A 16,500-nucleotide genomic window follows, 5' to 3' on the forward strand; every position below is an offset into this window, starting at 1 on the left:
TAAATATATCACATCATACTTAGCTATATTCTCTCACAGAATGTCGAATTCCGCAAGTATTTTTTGGATTTCCCTGTAAAATCAAGGGAGTTGGGAAATCTCCTTATTTATCATTTTTCCTTCCCTCTTACGCATATAATTACTAACCACCTGTCAAAGGAGCATCTATGAAATCGAAAAATATCAGCGCTCTGCTCATTTCAATCATGATCCCTTTGGCTGTCGGCTCTATTTCCGCGCTTATCAGCGGTAATACGATGGCCTACCAGACATTGATCCGGCCGCCCTTATCACCGCCGGCCTTTCTGTTTCCGGTTGTCTGGACAATTCTGTACCTGTTAATGGGGATCTCCTCCTGCATGATCTATGTCTCGGGGGATCCAAACACAGGAAAAGCGCTTAAATACTATGCATTACAGCTTCTTTTCAATTTTGGATGGAGCATCCTGTTTTTTGGTCTCTCCCAATATCTGCTGTCATTTATCTGGCTTATTGCACTGATCCTGCTTATAGCCGTGATGATTTACCAGTTTTATAAAATCTCCCCTCTGGCAGCCTGCTTACAGATTCCATACCTGTTATGGTGTATGTTTGCCGCATATCTGAATCTGTCTATTTACCTTCTGAATCGATGATCCGTGTTTTGCCGGTTACGAAAACAGGAGAAAAGGGGAACTGCCCCGCCAGTGATGGTAAATCACAGGTATGACAGTTCCCCTTTCTTCCTGCAGCATTTCCTTCGAAACTTCCGCATCTCCAGTCAGGTCCACGTTCCGGCCCATGTTCAGACCCACATTCTCGTTCACGTTCCGGCCCACAGTCAAGCCGCTCCCTCTTTCAATTTTCTGTCCAGCAGCTTTAAAAATGGGAGCATCACCAGCACATAGGTCACAGAGAAAATAATACTTGCAGCGATTGACGCTTTGTTCCGGTGCCGTTTTGGGATTCCCATTCCAAACAGAAACCCGGCGGCGCAGACGCAAAGCTTTAACAACGCCACATCACGGATTTTCCAGGACTTTATATATTCGTCCGCAGTATCCAGCCATTGTTTCATCAGCGTGTCCTCCTTCATGTATTTCATATATTTCAATTATACCATCAGGGACAGCCATAATCCAATGTTTTTTCCTGGATTAACCGATCCGCACCGCAGTCTCCACCGCCTGCCTCACCGCTTCCAGCGCCTGTGCGGGCTGCAGCGCGTCTCCAATCAGAACCGCCTCCGGATAAGCCTCTTTCAGCTCCTCATAAAGACCTCTGACCGGGCGTGCCCCGCAGGCATAGATGATATGGGTAAAGCCGCTTAAAACTTCCTGTGTACCGTGCCTTTCCACTGTCACCTCTCCGCCGTTTACGGATACCAGCTTTGTGCCTGTCATCATGGTTATCTCCGGCCGGTTCAGCCGTATCATGGCCGGCACTTTGTTGTTCACTACCATTCCTGCACCGATCTCATCTGCCATCTCGATCATGGTAATATGACAGGATCCGCGCTTCTGATGCATCAGATACTCACAGACCTCACAGCCGACCATACCGCCGCCGACTACCAGGACATTTCCGCCCGGAATTGCCGTCTCTCCTCTCAATACCTTCCATGCGGTTATCGCCTGCTCCGGATCGATTCCCTGTACCGGCGGGAGCATCTCTCCCGCTCCGGTAGCGATAACCAGGGCCTCAGGAGAAAGACTGTCAATGACGTCCCTGTCCGCAGCCGTGTTCCGCCGTACGTCTACAGACAGCCGTTCCAGTTCATGCTCCAGATAGACAATCCATTTGCTCAGTTCCTGCTTATGGGGTGGAATACAGGCAAGACGCATCTGGCCTCCCAGTTCATTTTCCCGCTCCAGGAGAACGACTTCGTGGCCGCATACCGCACAGGCCCTGGCACAGGCCATGCCGCCGATTCCGCCGCCCACGATCACCACACGTTTCGGCCTTTCCGTTTTCGTAAGCTCCAGCTCTTTCTCCCTGCCTGCCGCCGGATTGATCACGCAGGAAGCCGGATGGCGTTTCGTCTGTTCTCCCACACATCCGATGGCGCAGGCCGCGCACGGTGCGATTCCGTCGTAATCTCCGGCTTCCATCTTTTTTACGAAGTCGGGATCCGCAATCAGGGCGCGGCCCAGCACGACGCCATCCACCTTTCCTGAATCGACCAGATATTCCGCATATCTCGGCTCGCCTATTTTCCCGACCACAAGTACCGGAACTGTTGCAACCTGCTTCAGCGCTTCCGCTTCCGGAACATTGACGCCCTGCACCTCCCCGTGGCACGGGATAATCTTATTGCATCGCTCATACTGGGTACCGCCGCTGATTTCAAATGCATCCACGCCGTGACGTTCCAGGATCGGAACGAGGTACTTCATATCTTCCAGCGTATTGCCCTGTTCGTCACGTTCACTTCCCGACATGCGGAGAATAATCGGGAAATCGGGGCCGCAGGAATCCCGAATCGCATCCAGGACTTCACACAGCAGGCGTGCCCGGTTGTCGAGACTGCCGCCGTAACGGTCCGTCCGTTTGTTCCTCATGGGTGATAAAAATGATCCCAGCAGCATATACGCGTGGGCGCAGTGCAGTTCGATTCCGTCAAAGCCGGCGCGCTTGGCATCGTATGCGCCTTTTGCGTATTTCTGTATGATCCCTGGAATTTCCTCCAGTGTGACAGCCCTGGTCTTCTGAGCCATGGAATTTAAGTACACGCTGCTGGCCATGGGCGGAATGCCGCGGAACGCGCTGACACTCTCCGGTCCCGGATGGGTGATCTGCGGGATCACCCTGGCGCCGCACTCGTGGATTTTGTCCGTGAAACGGCGGTAGGACGCAATACTCTCTTCATTTCTGAAACACAGCGTGTTGCCCAGATACGGCACATCGGGATCTACCGAGAGCGCGTCGGTGATGATACAGCCCACGCCGCCTCTCGCCCTTGCCAGCCAGTATTCCTGCATGGTCTCATTCACCGTTCCGTCCGGGCTCTCATATCCCAGGGACATGGGCGCCATGAAAATGCCGTTTTTTACGGTCATGGAACCGATCTTTAACGCTTCTGATAATCTGGATTTCATTGATAACTCCTCCTTCTTCCCCTATACCTGCCTTGCAGTCTCAAATCCTTCCGCAATCGCATCAATCGCACGCCTTGCCCGCTTTGCATCTCCGATAACAAAGAAATCCGCCCCAGCCTTCTCACTGGCTTCTTTCAGCGCACTGCTATCTCTCGAAGCAGACCCCACAGCCAGAACCACGCTGTCACAGGCCACGGTCTCCTTCCCTTCCGGTGTCTCAACCACCACACCGGTCTCAATGATTTCGAGACATCGGGCACTTGTGATGATCCCGACCGACTCACCGCCAAGCTTCTGCATCACGGCGATTTTTCGGAGCATTCCCAGATCTTCTCCTGCCGTATCCTTCATTTCCAGCACCTTCACCGGATGCCCGGCCGCCGCCAGCGCATCCGCGGCCTCGAGACCGACCAGCCCGCCTCCGATCACACAGACGCTACCCTCCGGCTCCACTTCATGCTCCAGCACGGCGTGGGCCTGACAGACCATTTTCTTCTCACTTCCCGGAAGCTTCAGCTCGATCGGCGCGGAGCCTACGGCCGCGATCACCGCGTCCGGTTTCTCCTCCGTGATAATCTCCGGTGTAAGCGGCGTATGGAAGCGCACCTCCGCCCCCGACCGCTCCACCAGCCGTCCAAAGGAAATGGCCGCCTGTTTCATCTCTTCCTTGCCCGGAGCCTGGCCCGCCGTGATAAACTGGCCGCCCAGACGGTCTCCCGCCTCAAAGATCACCGGATGATGGCCCCTCATGAGCAGCACCCTGGCCGCCTCCAGGCCGGCCATTCCGCCGCCTGCGATATAGACCCGTTTCGGAGTCTCCGCCTTTGTAAGCTTCCACTCCTCCTCGTGACCCAGACACGGATTTCTCAGACATGTGATAAACGGTCTGTTCCTTAAATCGCAGAATCCGTCGTAGCAGCCCTGGTTGCAGCCGACACAGTGGATGATGTCCTCTGTCCTGCCCTCCCTCGCCTTATTGCAGAACTCCGGATCAGCCAGCTGGGCTCTTCCCATGACGACCATATCGGCCTTATCCTCTTCGAGGATGGCTTCCGCCTGCTCCGCGGTGTTGATCCTTCCCACGGCGATCGTCGCCATCTTCGTCTCTCTTCTGATCCGTGCGGCGTTCTCCACATTAAAACCTCTCGGAATATCGATGGGCGGAACCTCATAAACGGATCCGGCCGTGATGATATTTCCCCTGGATACATCCAGTACATCCACTCCATTTTCCCCGGCTATGCGGCAGAATTCGATGATTTCTTCGATAGTAAGTCCGCCCGGAAGATAATCATCGTGAGCGTCAATACGCATGAACAGCGGCATTTCCTCCGGTATGGCGTTCCGAATCGCCCGGATACATTCAAGCGGGAACCTCGACCGGTTCTCAAAGCTTCCTCCGTACTCATCCGTCCTGTGGTTTAAGCCTCCGCTTAAGAAGGAATGGGGCAGATAATTGTGCGCGCAGTGGAATTCCAGACAGTCGTATCCAGCCTCGGCACAGCGCGCCGCGGCCTTTCCGTAACACTCCACAATCTCCTGTATCCTGTCTGTTGTAATAGCCTTAAGCTTCTTACCCGCAAACTCCATATCATTAACCACCAGCATTTCTGCCCTGGGGTCAAACGTCGTGGCGATAGAGCCCTGCCACAGCTGAATCGCCGCCTTTCCGCCGCTCTGGTGGATGGCATCCGTCAGCTTCTTATGCCCCCCGATCAGGCTGTCGTCACTGATGGATACAAAGTGTGCTGGAGCGCTGGGCGTATGTACCGCGGCCACCTCCACGATGTTTAAGCCGCAGCCGCCGGCCGCTCTGGCCGCGTGATAGGCGACAAGCCTCGGAGTGATCTCCCCCTTTTCCCCCGCCATACGGGTTCCCATTGCAGGCAGGACCACCCTGTTTTTCAGCTCCAGACCCCTGATCTGAATCGGAGAAAATAATCTGTCATACATAGAAAAAACCTCCTTCGCATATTGAACATGATACTTTCATTATAGCAAAGAAGGGCTTCTCCTTATATTCACATTATGAAGTTTTATTATCATTTTTTGTCAGGCTTTTCTCTCATCACTTCCCGGTACTCCTCCGGCGTCTGGTTCATCCACCGTTTAAAATGCCGCTGAAAGGTAGACTGTGAGTTAAAGCCGCACAGAGAGGCGATTTCCAGAACCGTCCTGTCCCCCGTCCGCAGAAATGAGCAGGCATAGGAGATGCGGACCTGGGCCAGCAGCTCTTCAAAGGGATTTCCAAACACCTGTTTAAAGATCTGCTTCACTGTATACGGCTTCATACAGAACTTCTCACATAAATCCTCCAGCCGTATATCCTCGGAAAAATGGATATGGATATACTGAAGAAACTGCATTGCCGAACCGGCACCGCTTCCCGGAACCATGGTTCCTATATACTCCGTCTGATACTCCCGCGGAGTCACCCCGCAGTACTGTTTGAACACCTTGTAAAATGCCGCGGCAGAAGAGAAATTCAGCTGATCGCCGATATACTCCATGGACAATTCCGGAAAATGCAGCAGCGCGCAGGCATTGATCACCTTTCCAAACTGCTTGAGCTGGAAAAATGTGAATCCGCAGGCTTCCTTGATCCTCCGGTTCATCGTCTCAGGACTTATCCCCTCCTCAGTCATGTCCTCCAGCGTGATATCCTCTCCCGTTGCCAGGATCACCTTCTCGATGATGCTCCATACCGTCCGTTCCTTCCGGGACGCCTTACCGATTTCCTCATAGGCATACCGGCAGTAATAGGCGTGCAGCTCGAGCGTCTTGTACTCGATCATGTTAAGCCGCTCAAAACGCGCTTCCTTCGCCTCACGAAGAAGGCTGCGCACCAGCGCCTCCACCTCTTCCTTCTCTTCCCCGGAAAGTCTCACCATTGGCTTCGTATCGTACACCAGTCTGGCATTGGCATGCTTCGGATGCTTCTCCCAGCTCATATACATAAAAAGCCCGATGTGGAACCGGATCACCGCCACATCGAGCTTTTCCTCCACTGCTTCCACATGGTGGAAGTGGTGGGAATACATGCAGAACAGACTGCCCGGCACCGCGTCGTAGGCATATCCGTTTACCGATATGGCGCCCTTTCCGGACAACACATAGAATATCTCCACACGCTCATGGAGATACGGATCGGTGGGCCCGTCGATGATTCTGCGCTCGATCCCGATCTCCTTCTCCACATAGTTGTCGTAATGGTTGATCCCCGTGTACCAGTCGTTCTGCTGTTTCATAATTTTTTTAATCTCACCTTATACGATTCTTCTGACCGATAAAATCGTCCTGTATGTAGCCGTACCTACCTTGATGCCAGTCGTAGGCGTGCTGGCGTGAACAATCTGTCCGTTTCCGATATAGATCGCAACATGGCCGGCGTAGCAGATTAAATCACCGGGCTGTGCCTCCGAATAAGAGACTTCACGACCCGCGGAACGCTGCTCCGAAGAGCTTCTCGGCAGTGAGTAGCCGAAATGCTTGTATACCTGCTGCACGAAACCGGAACAGTCGGCTCCGTTCGTCAAGCTTGTCCCTCCGTAAACGTAGGGATTCCCCACAAACTGAAGGCCATAATCCGCCACCGCGCGTCCCTCCGCCGATCCGCCGCTGCTCTTTACCGCAGCCGGACCGGTGTACTTGTCGTTGGCCGATGTCTTCTTCGAAGTAGTCGTAGCCGAACTCTTTTTCTTTGCGGCTTCCGCTTCCGCTTTCTTTCTTGCTTCCTCGGCCTCCCTCTTCTTTCTGGCCTCTTCCTCTTTCGCCTTCTGAATCTCCTGGTTCTTCTTCTCTACGGTCTTGGCATAGGCCGCTGCGTCATTCTTTGCCTGGGCTAACTGGGAGTCAAAATTGCTGACTTCCTTCTTCTTTTTGGCAATCGTCGTCTCCAACTGGGATTTCTGGCCCTGAAGCTCCAGCTCCATTACCTCCATCTCGGCCTTGTCATTCTCCAACTGCGCCTTGTTGTCAGCCACCTGCTGCTTTGTCTCCTGATACGTATCCAGCATCTTCCGGTCATAGGAATAGATACTCTCCACATACTCCGCTTTGTTTAACAGGTCCGCCATACTCTTTACCTGAAGAAAGATATCAAGATACTCCGTATCGCCCTTCTCATACATATACTGAATCCGCTTTTTCATAGCAGCATACTGCTTTTCTTCTTCTTTTTTAGCAGCCTCGTAATCGATTTCCGCCTGCTTAATGTCGGCTTCCTTGCTGGCGATATCCGTCTCAAGGAACTGAATATCGGTAAGAAGCGCCGTTAAGTCCGAGGTCAGCTTTGACACCTGGGCGTTGGCGGCGTTCTTGTTGGCTTCTGCCGCTTCCGCCTTCTTCTTGGCGTCATCCAGCTTCTGCTGAGCCTCTTTCTTCTCTTTTTCCGCCTTGGATGTGGCCCACGCGGGAACTGTCTGTGTACATATCATACTTCCGATTAACAGGCTGCAGCCGAGTCTCCTCAGCCACTTCCGAAAATGATTGCTTCTTAACTGTATTTTTATATTCATCGCTGGTCCTTCGCTCTATTTTCATCTGGAATTTTTAGGTAGAAATACTCTATCTCTTATGTTAACCGAAACCATAGGTAAAATTCAACCCTTTTTTATATTTTTTATGATTTTTTTATTTTCTGCCCCTCCCGCATGGTTTTCAATTCCTCCAGCACTCTCACCACGATAAAGGTCGCCAGCGCAAAGGTAAAGACATCGGCCACCGGCTGGGCCAGCTGTACGCCCAAAATGCCGCAGATGTTCGGCAGAATGAGGAGCGAGGGAATCAGGAACAGGCCCTGGCGTCCCATGGCTACCAGCGAAGCGCGGAACCCGTATCCGATGGACTGGGTCAGCATGTTGACCATGATTACCCACGCCTGAAGCGGCAGCGTCAGGATCTGCAGCCGCAGCGCCAGCGTACCGATCCGGATCACCTCTAAATCTTCCCGGCGGAATGCGGTAATGATCGGACGGCTGATCACAAATGCGATGATGCCGAAACAGGTCAGCATCGTAATCGCCACCTTTACACAGAACCAGAACGCCTCCAGCACACGGTCGTACCGCTTCGCCCCGAAATTAAAACCGCATACCGGCTGGAAGCCCTGGCCGAAGCCGATCAGCGCCGAGTTAATAAACATCATAAACCTGGAGACAATCGACATGGCCGCAATAGCGGAATCGCCGAATGGTCCGGCCGCAAAGTTCAGGATTACCGTCGCCACGCTGGCCAGTCCCTGGCGGCAGAAGGAGGGAAGCCCTGCGTGCAGAATCTCTCCGTACATTTTCCCGGTAGGCGTAAATTTGGACAGCCTCATCCGAATGCTTCCTTCTCTGAAATTACACTGGTAAAACAGGATTCCGAAGCTGATGATCTGGCTCATCATCGTCGCAATAGCCGCTCCTGCAATCCCCATATCAAAACCGAAGATTAGAATAGGATCGAGAATCATATTCAGGACACCGCCCGTGGTAATACCGATCATGGAATACATGGCATTTCCCTGGGCGCGCAGAATATTGTTCATGACAAAGGAAGACATCATGAAGGGGGCTGCGATCAGAATATATTTGCCATAGTCCATGGCGTATGGAGCGATGGTTTCCGTAGCCCCTAAAAGAAAGACGAGCGGCCGCAGGCAGATGAGCCCGAAAACCGAGATCAGGGCACCGATGATCAGGGCCGTGAAAAAGGCGGTTGCCGCCGATTTTTCCGCTTCCCCGCCGTTTCTGTCCCCCAGCGAACGAGAGATGTAATTCCCGCTCCCCATTCCCAGCGTAAAGCCGATAGCCTGTATCATGGCCATGGCGGAGAACATGACGCCCACCGCGCCGGATGCGCTGGTTCCAATCTGGCTGACGAAAAAGGTATCCGCCATATTATAGATGGCGGTTACCAGCATGCTGATAATCGTTGGAACCGCCAGCTGCGGAATCAGTGTGGAAACCGGCGTTTCGATCATCTGCACAAAACGTTCTTCCTGTGTCATCGGTTTCTTCATTTGCAAACTCCCCCTTCTAAACTTACCATGACGCCTGCGCGCCATCCTCCGGAAGCTTCCCGGATACATACAGAAAACAGATAAAGAACAGGATTCCCTTGATCACACTGGAAATCGTAAATGCCCACCAGATGCCGTCAAGCGCCAGCGGTGTGCTGCTTAAAATCATGGCGAGCGGTATTCTTGCCGAGGTAAACACGACACTTATAACGGAACAGAGCAGTGTCTTCCCGAGACCGGACAGCGCGCCGACCGTCGTCAGCTCCACACACATAAACATCTGTGAGAAACCGAGGACGACGAGATAGCTGATGCCCATGGGAATAATATCTGCCTCATGGATAAACAGTCCGAATATCTGCCTCGGAAATCCGATCAGCACGCCCGAACAGAAAAGCCCCCATACGAACATGACGCCGATGGCCGTCATATAGCCTTTCTTCACCCGTCGGTACCGGCGTCCTCCATAGTTCTGGCCGATAAAGGAATTGATGGCCGCCGCGAACCCATCCGCCGTCATCCAGGAGATGGATTCGATCTGGCTTCCCACTCTCTGCACCGCCACGGCCGCGTCGCCGAAGCCTGCCACGAATCTGGTCAGAACCATGGAAATGCTGGTATAGATCAGATTCTGGACCGCAGCCGGAAGGCCGATGCGGACCATCACCCGGAAATAATCTTTGGGGATCCGTTCCAGGAAACGGACCTTATCAAACACCAGTCTGTCCTTTTTCACTACCACAAGAAATACAATCGTTACAATCATCTGTGCCGTGACCGTGGCCACCGCCGCACCGGCGACACCCATTACGGGAAACGGTCCGACGCCGAATATTAAAACCGGATCGAGTATCATGTTCATGATAAGCCCAATGACATTGGCAATAAACGGTGTTTTGCTGTCCCCCATCGCCGTCAGAATTCCGGTAATTATCGCATTTAAAAAGGAAAACAAGATCAGGCCGCAGGTAATCTTCAAATACACCTGGGCATTGTGAATAATGGCGCCGTCACTCAAGCCGAAAAATCCGATGAGCGGACGGGCTCCAAACACCGTAACAGCGGCAAATACCAGGGCAAACAGAACGCCCATCTGGATCGCTCCCGCCGCATACTTGGCGGCCTCCTCCGGTCTCCCGCTGCCGAGAGAATGGGCCACCTTTACCTGGCCTCCCATCTTGGCCAGCGCCACAACTCCCTGGGAAAGCCATGTATACATGCTGGCCGCGCCCACTGCCGCCACTGCAGGAGACCCCACCAGGCCGATCCACGCCATATCCGTCAGGCTGTATGCCGTCTGGACCAGCGCCGTCGCCATAATCGGCAGAGCCAGTCCCGTCAGAGACGTAAAAATATGGCCATGCAGCAAATCTATCTTCTTACTCATATACACCTCAAACGAAATGATATATCATCAGGAAGGGCTGCCTTGCTGGCAGCCCCTCTGCATCCTGTTATGATACTTCTATCTACATTCCTTATTGTAATACTTCTTATTCACCCTGTCCGGATAAGTATTCGTGGATTCCTCTCGCTCCGGCGCGTCCCGCCTCCATGGCGAGAATTACTGTGGCAGCACCCGTAACGGCGTCGCCGCCTGCGTATACGCCTTCCTTTGTGGTCTTACCGTTTGACTCTTCCGCTACAATACATTTTCTGCGGTTAGTTTCGAGACCCTTGGTAGTGGCGGAGATCAGCGGGTTCGGTGAAGTTCCGAGAGACATGATAACCGTGTCCACTTCGATGACAAATTCGGAACCTTCAATGGCAACCGGTCTTCTTCTGCCGGAAGCATCCGGTTCACCCAGTTCCATCTTGATACACTTCATACCATTCACCCATCCGTTGTCATCGGTGAGAATCTCAATCGGATTTGTCAGGAGATTAAAGATGATTCCCTCTTCCTTCGCGTGGTGTACTTCCTCCGCTCTGGCCGGAAGCTCTGCCTCGCTTCTTCTGTATACAATATGTACGTCTGCGCCGAGACGAAGAGCCGTTCTCGCGGCATCCATCGCCACGTTTCCGCCGCCGACAACCGCTACCTTCTTACCTGCAACGATCGGCGTATCGTAATCATCACGGAACGCTTTCATTAAATTGCTTCTCGTTAAATACTCATTGGCTGAGAATACGCCGTTGGCGTTCTCACCAGGGATTCCCATGAACATCGGAAGTCCAGCGCCGGAACCGATGAATACGGCCTCGAAGCCTTCTTCATCCAGCAGCTCGTCGATGGTCACCGATTTGCCTATGATGACGTCTGTCTCGATCTTAACGCCTAACTTTCTCACGTTATCGATCTCCGGCTGTACAACGCCTTCCTTCGGGAGACGGAATTCCGGAATACCGTATGTCAGTACGCCGCCCGGCTCGTGGAGGGCTTCAAAAATCGTCACCTCGTAACCCATCTTCGCCAAATCGCCTGCACATGTCACACCGGAGGGGCCGGAACCGATCACGGCTACCTTCCTGCCGTTGGTCTTCTCCGGAGCCGCCGGAACGAATCCATTCTCTCTGGACCAGTCTGCAACGAAACGCTCCAGCTTACCGATGGAGATCGGCTCGCCCTTGATTCCGCGGATACACTGGCCTTCACACTGGCTCTCCTGCGGGCACACACGGCCGCAGACCGCCGGAAGTGCAGAGGATTTTGCGATTACCTTTGCGGCTTCCTCGTAGTTGCCTTCCTGAACCTCTTTGATAAAGCCCGGAATGTCGATGGAAACGGGACATCCGCCCACGCACTTCGGATTCTTGCACTTTAAGCAGCGGCTGGCTTCCGCTCTCGCCTCTTCTTCATTATATCCAAGACAAACCTCTTCGAAATTTGTCGCTCTGATCTTCGGATCCTGCTCTCTGACAGGCACTTTCTTCATCATATCCATTACTCGTCACCTCCACAATGGCCGCATCCGCCATGATGGGTCGCACCCTCATGAAGTCTTAACAGCGCACGGCCTTCTTCCGTCTTATACATCTGCTGTCTCTTCATCGCCTCGTCGAAATTCACGAGATGGCCGTCAAATTCAGGTCCATCCACACAGGCGAACTTCACTTCTCCGCCCACGGATACACGGCAGGCACCGCACATGCCTGTTCCATCCACCATGACCGGATTTAAGCTTACGATTGTCGGAATACCCAGTTCCTTTGTCATCAGGCAGGTGAATTTCATCATGATCATCGGTCCGATGGCTACGCAGACATCGTACTTCTTGCCCTGGTTTACGACCAGATCCTTAATCACTTCTGTAACCATGCCTTTTCTCTCATAGGAACCATCGTCTGTGGTGACGTATAAATTGCCGGCTACCGTGCGCATCTCGTCTTCCAGAATCAGTAAATCCTTTGTTTTGGAACCCATAATGACATCAACGGAAACGCCGTGTTCTTTTAACCATTTTACCTGTGGATATACCGGAGCAGTTCCAACGCCGCCGGCTACGAATAAATACTTTCTGTTTTTCACTTCTTCCAAGTCGTCATGAACGAACTCCGACGGATTCCCCAGAGGTCCCACGACATCGATGAAGGAATCTCCCGTCTTTAAACCAGCCATTCTCTCTGTGCTGGCTCCGACGATCTGGAACACGATGGTGACGGTTCCCTTTTCTCTATCATAGTCACAGATTGTGAGAGGAATACGCTCTCCCCTCTCGTCCATCCTGACAATTACAAATTCTCCCGGCTGGCAGGCTTTAGCAATCCTGGGCGCTTCTACGTCCATCAGATAGATCTTGTCAGCTAATTTCTCTGCTTTTAAAATCTTATACATCTTCATCCTCCTAATTCTTTTGGTGAATTATACCTGTACGCCTTTCCTGATAGCCTTCCCCAACAATCAGGAGAAATGGTACTCTTATCATCTTACCATCTAATTTCCAACCTGACAATATGAATTCTTAAAAATAAAGGATAAACTTACTGCTGTTCCTGCGGCCTGGTTTGGCTCATTTCTTCTGATACATCCGGAAACTGTAACACAGATTAAAGTAGGTATGCTCATCACTCTCAGCGGTAAGGCTCCACTCCCCGGACTTGTCTAAGTCGGGAAAATGGGTATCGGCGCTGTATTCGTAATCGATAAAGGTTGCGTGGACGGTGTCACAGTAAGGCAGGAATTGATCATAGATACTGCTGCCGCCGATGATGAATACGGAGGCCTGGGGGTACTGCTTCAAAAATTCAAGAGACTCTTCCAGAGAGTGGCAGACGACCGCGCCTTTTACCTGGTAATTCCGGTCTTTTGACAGAATCACGTTGATTCGGCCGTACAGCGGCTGCTTTCCCGGAAGGGTCTCAAAGGTTTTTCGTCCCATCACGATGATTCCCCCTAAAGTCTCCTCCCGCAAAAGGCGCTGGTCCTCCGGGATGGAGACCAGGAGCTGGCCCTGATTTCCGATCGCCCAGTTTTTGTCAACGGTTACTAATATGTTCATGATAACCTCTTTTCCTGTTTTTCCGCGAAGCGGATCATGCTTCTTCGTCTTCTTCCGCCACTATCAGCTCCTTTGCATAAGGAAGCGTCATGATCCAGTCGCAGAAGGTGTGCCACTCGGCAAGCTTGTGGTTTCTTCTCGCAAAGTACATATTAATTAAGGATTCATAGTTCATGGTACACGTCCTCATCTGGTTGTAGCTGGACGGGAGCAGCTGGATCATATCGTACCAGTCGTCCTTGCTCTTCGTCTCCAGATAGCGGTTCCGCACCTTCTCTAAATACTCCACCATCTGATTCATGAATTCCAGGGTCTCCGGAGTCATGTGGTCGTGGCTGAAATCATCTATGGAAAACGGTTTGCTGTGAATCTTGTGCATCGTGCTGGTAGAGTTTGCCACGGTGGCAACTTTATAGGTATCGTACTCCTTCCACCAGTACAGCGGCGCGGTGATATCCACGGATACGAAAATCTGCCGGATGTATTTGCGGTGGTCACTGCCTGCATTTCTTAACCGTCTGGCCAGGTTCTTATCATTGGGTCCCAGCACAAAATTACCGTCTTCGTCGTAGCCACTGTCCATACGCCCCCAACTGTTCATGGGATTTCTCGCGCCCCGGATAGCATTTTCAAAATTCATTACGCTTGTTCTCTCGCAGTTTAACATTCTTTTGTCCTCCGTCCTGGTCTGATTTTATCGATTCAGGCAATTCCTGTTTTTGTAAGTACAGAATGCAAAATGCAGCCCCTCATACTCTTTCTCTTCCCCTGTCTCCGTCTCTTCCCAGCCTTCCTGACTGTCGAGATTCACAAACCAGGTGTCAGCACCGAAATCCCGTTTCATCCTGGTCACATACGCAGTATCACAATATGGAAGAAACTGCTCATAGACGCTCTGACCGCCAATAATATAGACATCGTCGCTGTCATACTCCTTCAGCTGCTTTAAGGCATCATCTACACTGCGGCAGACGATGAGTCCCTCGCCGTTCATGGTATCGTCCGATGTCAGAACGATGTTAATCCTGTTTTTCAATGGCTTCGCATCCGGAAAGCTCTGCAGCGTTTTTCTGCCCATAACGACCACTTTCCCTTTTGTAACCGTTCTGAAAAATTTCATATCTTCGGGAAGATGGGTCAATAATTTTCCGTCTTTCCCAATCCCCCACGCTTCGTCAACTGCAACAATCGCTTTCATGTAGTTTCCTCCTGTCCTGTTTCTAAACATCATTATATACAAATATTTCTTTTTTGCAAATTATTTTCGATGGCTCGTAAATCTCATTTACCAATTGGCGTCCGTCTAAGCAAAAATAAAACCGGGTCCCTCAAGCCCCGGTTTTACATGTAAATCAACGGTCCATTCTACTTCTGTGTAAAACGCTCCAAGTACGCTTCCGCATTTCCTCCTTGATCTGCCTTTTATAGGCTTCGTCTATCAGCTTGTCAGAAAACGTCAAAATACCTGCAAGCGCTTCCACCATAGGCAGGGAGTTTTTGCTTGCTATTCCTCCCTTCTGTTTAGCCCTCCATGCATTTCCGCGCCATCCGTTAATTAATATAGCCTGCTACCTCAAATGCTCATAAAGGAGCCGATCTGACGCATCAAGCTATACCTGTTTAAATATTCTGTTTCTTCTGATAGACTTCCGCTTGAAATAAGGTGATTTAGTGTGGACAATTTGCATATTTTGTTTCGCTGATAAAGGAACCCAAAACAATAGTTCCACATTTTCTGCAACGTTGAGCATCGTAAGCCTTTGTTACGCAGCTTCCATCTTTATTTTTTGTGTGTTTTTCGTATACCCCATCAACCAAGTCATGCTGACAATTTATTTTAGCATCATTGCCAGAGGGAGATACTTTGTAAATATGACCATCAATATCAGTAAATTGAGTATCATATTCCATCTGCTGTTCAACAAGTGTATTGAATTCTTTAAAAGTCACAGACTGATTTGAATTCATCGGGACGTAATCATTCTGAAGCTGTCCTTCAAAAACCAATGTTTTAGGGCTCTGATACGCAAGGGCTGGAATGCTGCTAATAAAAACCATCCCGACTGTAAGTAAAATTGCTAATTGTGATTTTTTGCTATTCCTCATAAGAATATAATTAATCCTTTCTTTAATGGTATTTTTGTTAGTACTGAACGGTGATATATAGGGGTTGATGTGGCTGTCTCCGAGAGACGCTAAATTAACAATTAGATAAGCATATTTTTTTCTATCATTCCCACTTAGTGTACTGGTAACAGACTCATCGCATGCAAGTTCACAAAACCTATTTAAATAGGAATCCAATAGATAAACCAGCGGATTGAACCAAAAAATTCTAACCACTACTACTTGGAGAAATTTGATAAAGGCATCATGCCCTTTAATATGATATAATTCATGTTGAATAATTAATTCCTGTTTATATAAATCGGATATGGTAGGCATGACTATAATCGGATCATCTATAAGTCCCATGGTGAATGGGGAGATCTCCATATTAGTTACATATATTCGTATGTTCTTGTTTATGCTTAGAAGCCGCATATGCTTTTTTAGCATATTTAACGTTTCAGGATCAGTAGACTTCTGTATAGTATTCAGGACACGCTGTCTAAAAATGTATTGCTTCCGCAGGCACACAATGAACATTATTACGCTGATAGAAAACCATACCAACAATATTATTAAATTATTTCTATAAGTTGAATTTATAGAAAATCCTACGGGTGTAACGACAAAGGTTTGTATCTTTCCACTTATCGATAAATCCATCATATTTACGGTTGGAAAATAGTAATTTATCACCGTAAAAATTAATGTTTTTACAGAACCCAATGGGAGGATAGAGAAGAACAGGGCAACTTTTAAAATAAGATATTTGTTCTTCTGGCTAAATGCATCGCCCATAAAGTGTTCGATGACAATAAATAATAATAATAAGCTATTGCTCGATAATAACATAGAAAAGATTAAATTCATA

The 16,500-nt window shown here is 50.4% G+C and carries 15 protein-coding genes; 1 reads left to right on the top strand and 14 read right to left on the bottom strand.

The window, feature by feature from the left end; genetic code table 11:
• Nucleotides 1-167 precede the first annotated feature (167 nt).
• Complete coding sequence (locus DFR60_RS07665; RefSeq protein ID WP_110322365.1) at nucleotides 168-635, top strand: TspO/MBR family protein; 468 nt, start codon at nucleotides 168-170, stop codon at nucleotides 633-635.
• A 15-nt stretch (nucleotides 636-650) separates the two neighbouring features.
• On the opposite strand, the gene DFR60_RS30300 is transcribed toward DFR60_RS07665, so the two are convergent.
• The 14 genes from DFR60_RS30300 to DFR60_RS07730 form a co-directional block, all read right to left on the bottom strand.
• Complete coding sequence (locus DFR60_RS30300) at nucleotides 651-818, bottom strand: hypothetical protein (RefSeq protein WP_207659510.1); 168 nt, start codon at nucleotides 816-818, stop codon at nucleotides 651-653.
• 2 nt (nucleotides 819-820) lie between these two features.
• A complete protein-coding gene (locus DFR60_RS07670) occupies nucleotides 821-1,057 on the bottom strand; it encodes a hypothetical protein (RefSeq protein WP_110322366.1) in 237 nt (78 codons plus the stop codon).
• Between the two features lie 79 nt (nucleotides 1,058-1,136).
• Nucleotides 1,137-3,077 carry an oxidoreductase gene (locus tag DFR60_RS07675; protein WP_110322367.1) on the bottom strand — a complete coding sequence of 647 codons (1,941 nt, stop codon included), beginning with the start codon at nucleotides 3,075-3,077 and terminating at the stop codon, nucleotides 1,137-1,139.
• A gap of 21 nt (nucleotides 3,078-3,098) precedes the next feature.
• The gene (gene baiCD, locus DFR60_RS07680) at nucleotides 3,099-5,030 is read right to left on the bottom strand and encodes a bile acid Fe-S flavoenzyme BaiCD (protein ID WP_110322368.1); all 1,932 of its coding nucleotides are present in this window, start codon (nucleotides 5,028-5,030) and stop codon (nucleotides 3,099-3,101) included.
• An 89-nt stretch (nucleotides 5,031-5,119) separates the two neighbouring features.
• A complete protein-coding gene (locus tag DFR60_RS07685) occupies nucleotides 5,120-6,325 on the bottom strand; it encodes a helix-turn-helix transcriptional regulator (RefSeq protein WP_025530909.1) in 1,206 nt (401 codons plus the stop codon).
• A gap of 18 nt (nucleotides 6,326-6,343) precedes the next feature.
• Entirely contained in the window at nucleotides 6,344-7,594 is a 1,251-nt protein-coding gene (locus DFR60_RS07690) for a C40 family peptidase (protein WP_110322369.1), read from the bottom strand.
• Nucleotides 7,595-7,698: 104 nt separating this feature from the next.
• Nucleotides 7,699-9,081 (bottom strand): MATE family efflux transporter, encoded by a 1,383-nt coding sequence (locus DFR60_RS07695; RefSeq protein WP_167437544.1) that lies wholly within the window; start codon nucleotides 9,079-9,081, stop codon nucleotides 7,699-7,701.
• Between the two features lie 22 nt (nucleotides 9,082-9,103).
• Nucleotides 9,104-10,468, bottom strand: coding sequence for an MATE family efflux transporter (locus tag DFR60_RS07700; protein ID WP_110322370.1), 1,365 nt, complete (start codon nucleotides 10,466-10,468; stop codon nucleotides 9,104-9,106).
• Between the two features lie 106 nt (nucleotides 10,469-10,574).
• Nucleotides 10,575-11,966 carry an NADPH-dependent glutamate synthase gene (gene gltA / locus DFR60_RS07705; protein ID WP_110322371.1) on the bottom strand — a complete coding sequence of 464 codons (1,392 nt, stop codon included), beginning with the start codon at nucleotides 11,964-11,966 and terminating at the stop codon, nucleotides 10,575-10,577.
• Nucleotides 11,966-12,856, bottom strand: coding sequence for a sulfide/dihydroorotate dehydrogenase-like FAD/NAD-binding protein (locus DFR60_RS07710; RefSeq protein WP_002602835.1), 891 nt, complete (start codon nucleotides 12,854-12,856; stop codon nucleotides 11,966-11,968). Before DFR60_RS07710 ends, gltA begins: the two co-directional genes overlap by 1 nt.
• Nucleotides 12,857-13,031: 175 nt before the next feature.
• Nucleotides 13,032-13,520 (bottom strand): dihydrofolate reductase, encoded by a 489-nt coding sequence (locus DFR60_RS07715; RefSeq protein ID WP_110322372.1) that lies wholly within the window; start codon nucleotides 13,518-13,520, stop codon nucleotides 13,032-13,034.
• A 34-nt stretch (nucleotides 13,521-13,554) separates the two neighbouring features.
• A complete protein-coding gene (locus DFR60_RS07720) occupies nucleotides 13,555-14,187 on the bottom strand; it encodes a hypothetical protein (protein ID WP_110322373.1) in 633 nt (210 codons plus the stop codon).
• Nucleotides 14,188-14,214: 27 nt separating this feature from the next.
• Nucleotides 14,215-14,718: a dihydrofolate reductase gene (locus DFR60_RS07725; protein WP_110322374.1), complete on the bottom strand. Its 504-nt coding sequence runs from the start codon at nucleotides 14,716-14,718 to the stop codon at nucleotides 14,215-14,217.
• Nucleotides 14,719-15,188: 470 nt separating this feature from the next.
• A complete protein-coding gene (locus DFR60_RS07730) occupies nucleotides 15,189-16,499 on the bottom strand; it encodes a M56 family metallopeptidase (RefSeq protein WP_110322375.1) in 1,311 nt (436 codons plus the stop codon).
• Nucleotide 16,500: the final 1 nt, after the last annotated feature.

Source organism: Hungatella effluvii, from assembly GCF_003201875.1.
In the GTDB taxonomy this organism is placed as follows: Bacteria; Bacillota; Clostridia; order Lachnospirales; family Lachnospiraceae; genus Hungatella; species Hungatella effluvii.

What these genes read in the sequence shown, in the direction of transcription:
- DFR60_RS07665 (WP_110322365.1), top strand. Translation starts at nt 168, where the DNA reads ATGAAATCGAAAAATATCAGCGCTCTGCTCATTTCAATCATGATCCCT.
- DFR60_RS07670 (WP_110322366.1), bottom strand. Translation starts at nt 1,057, where the DNA reads ATGAAACAATGGCTGGATACTGCGGACGAATATATAAAGTCCTGGAAA.
- DFR60_RS07675 (WP_110322367.1), bottom strand. Translation starts at nt 3,077, where the DNA reads ATGAAATCCAGATTATCAGAAGCGTTAAAGATCGGTTCCATGACCGTA.
- baiCD (WP_110322368.1), bottom strand. Translation starts at nt 5,030, where the DNA reads ATGTATGACAGATTATTTTCTCCGATTCAGATCAGGGGTCTGGAGCTG.
- DFR60_RS07685 (WP_025530909.1), bottom strand. Translation starts at nt 6,325, where the DNA reads ATGAAACAGCAGAACGACTGGTACACGGGGATCAACCATTACGACAAC.
- DFR60_RS07690 (WP_110322369.1), bottom strand. Translation starts at nt 7,594, where the DNA reads ATGAATATAAAAATACAGTTAAGAAGCAATCATTTTCGGAAGTGGCTG.
- DFR60_RS07695 (WP_167437544.1), bottom strand. Translation starts at nt 9,081, where the DNA reads ATGAAGAAACCGATGACACAGGAAGAACGTTTTGTGCAGATGATCGAA.
- DFR60_RS07700 (WP_110322370.1), bottom strand. Translation starts at nt 10,468, where the DNA reads ATGAGTAAGAAGATAGATTTGCTGCATGGCCATATTTTTACGTCTCTG.
- gltA (WP_110322371.1), bottom strand. Translation starts at nt 11,966, where the DNA reads ATGGATATGATGAAGAAAGTGCCTGTCAGAGAGCAGGATCCGAAGATC.
- DFR60_RS07710 (WP_002602835.1), bottom strand. Translation starts at nt 12,856, where the DNA reads ATGTATAAGATTTTAAAAGCAGAGAAATTAGCTGACAAGATCTATCTG.
- DFR60_RS07715 (WP_110322372.1), bottom strand. Translation starts at nt 13,520, where the DNA reads ATGAACATATTAGTAACCGTTGACAAAAACTGGGCGATCGGAAATCAG.
- DFR60_RS07720 (WP_110322373.1), bottom strand. Translation starts at nt 14,187, where the DNA reads ATGTTAAACTGCGAGAGAACAAGCGTAATGAATTTTGAAAATGCTATC.
- DFR60_RS07725 (WP_110322374.1), bottom strand. Translation starts at nt 14,718, where the DNA reads ATGAAAGCGATTGTTGCAGTTGACGAAGCGTGGGGGATTGGGAAAGAC.
- DFR60_RS07730 (WP_110322375.1), bottom strand. Translation starts at nt 16,499, where the DNA reads ATGAATTTAATCTTTTCTATGTTATTATCGAGCAATAGCTTATTATTA.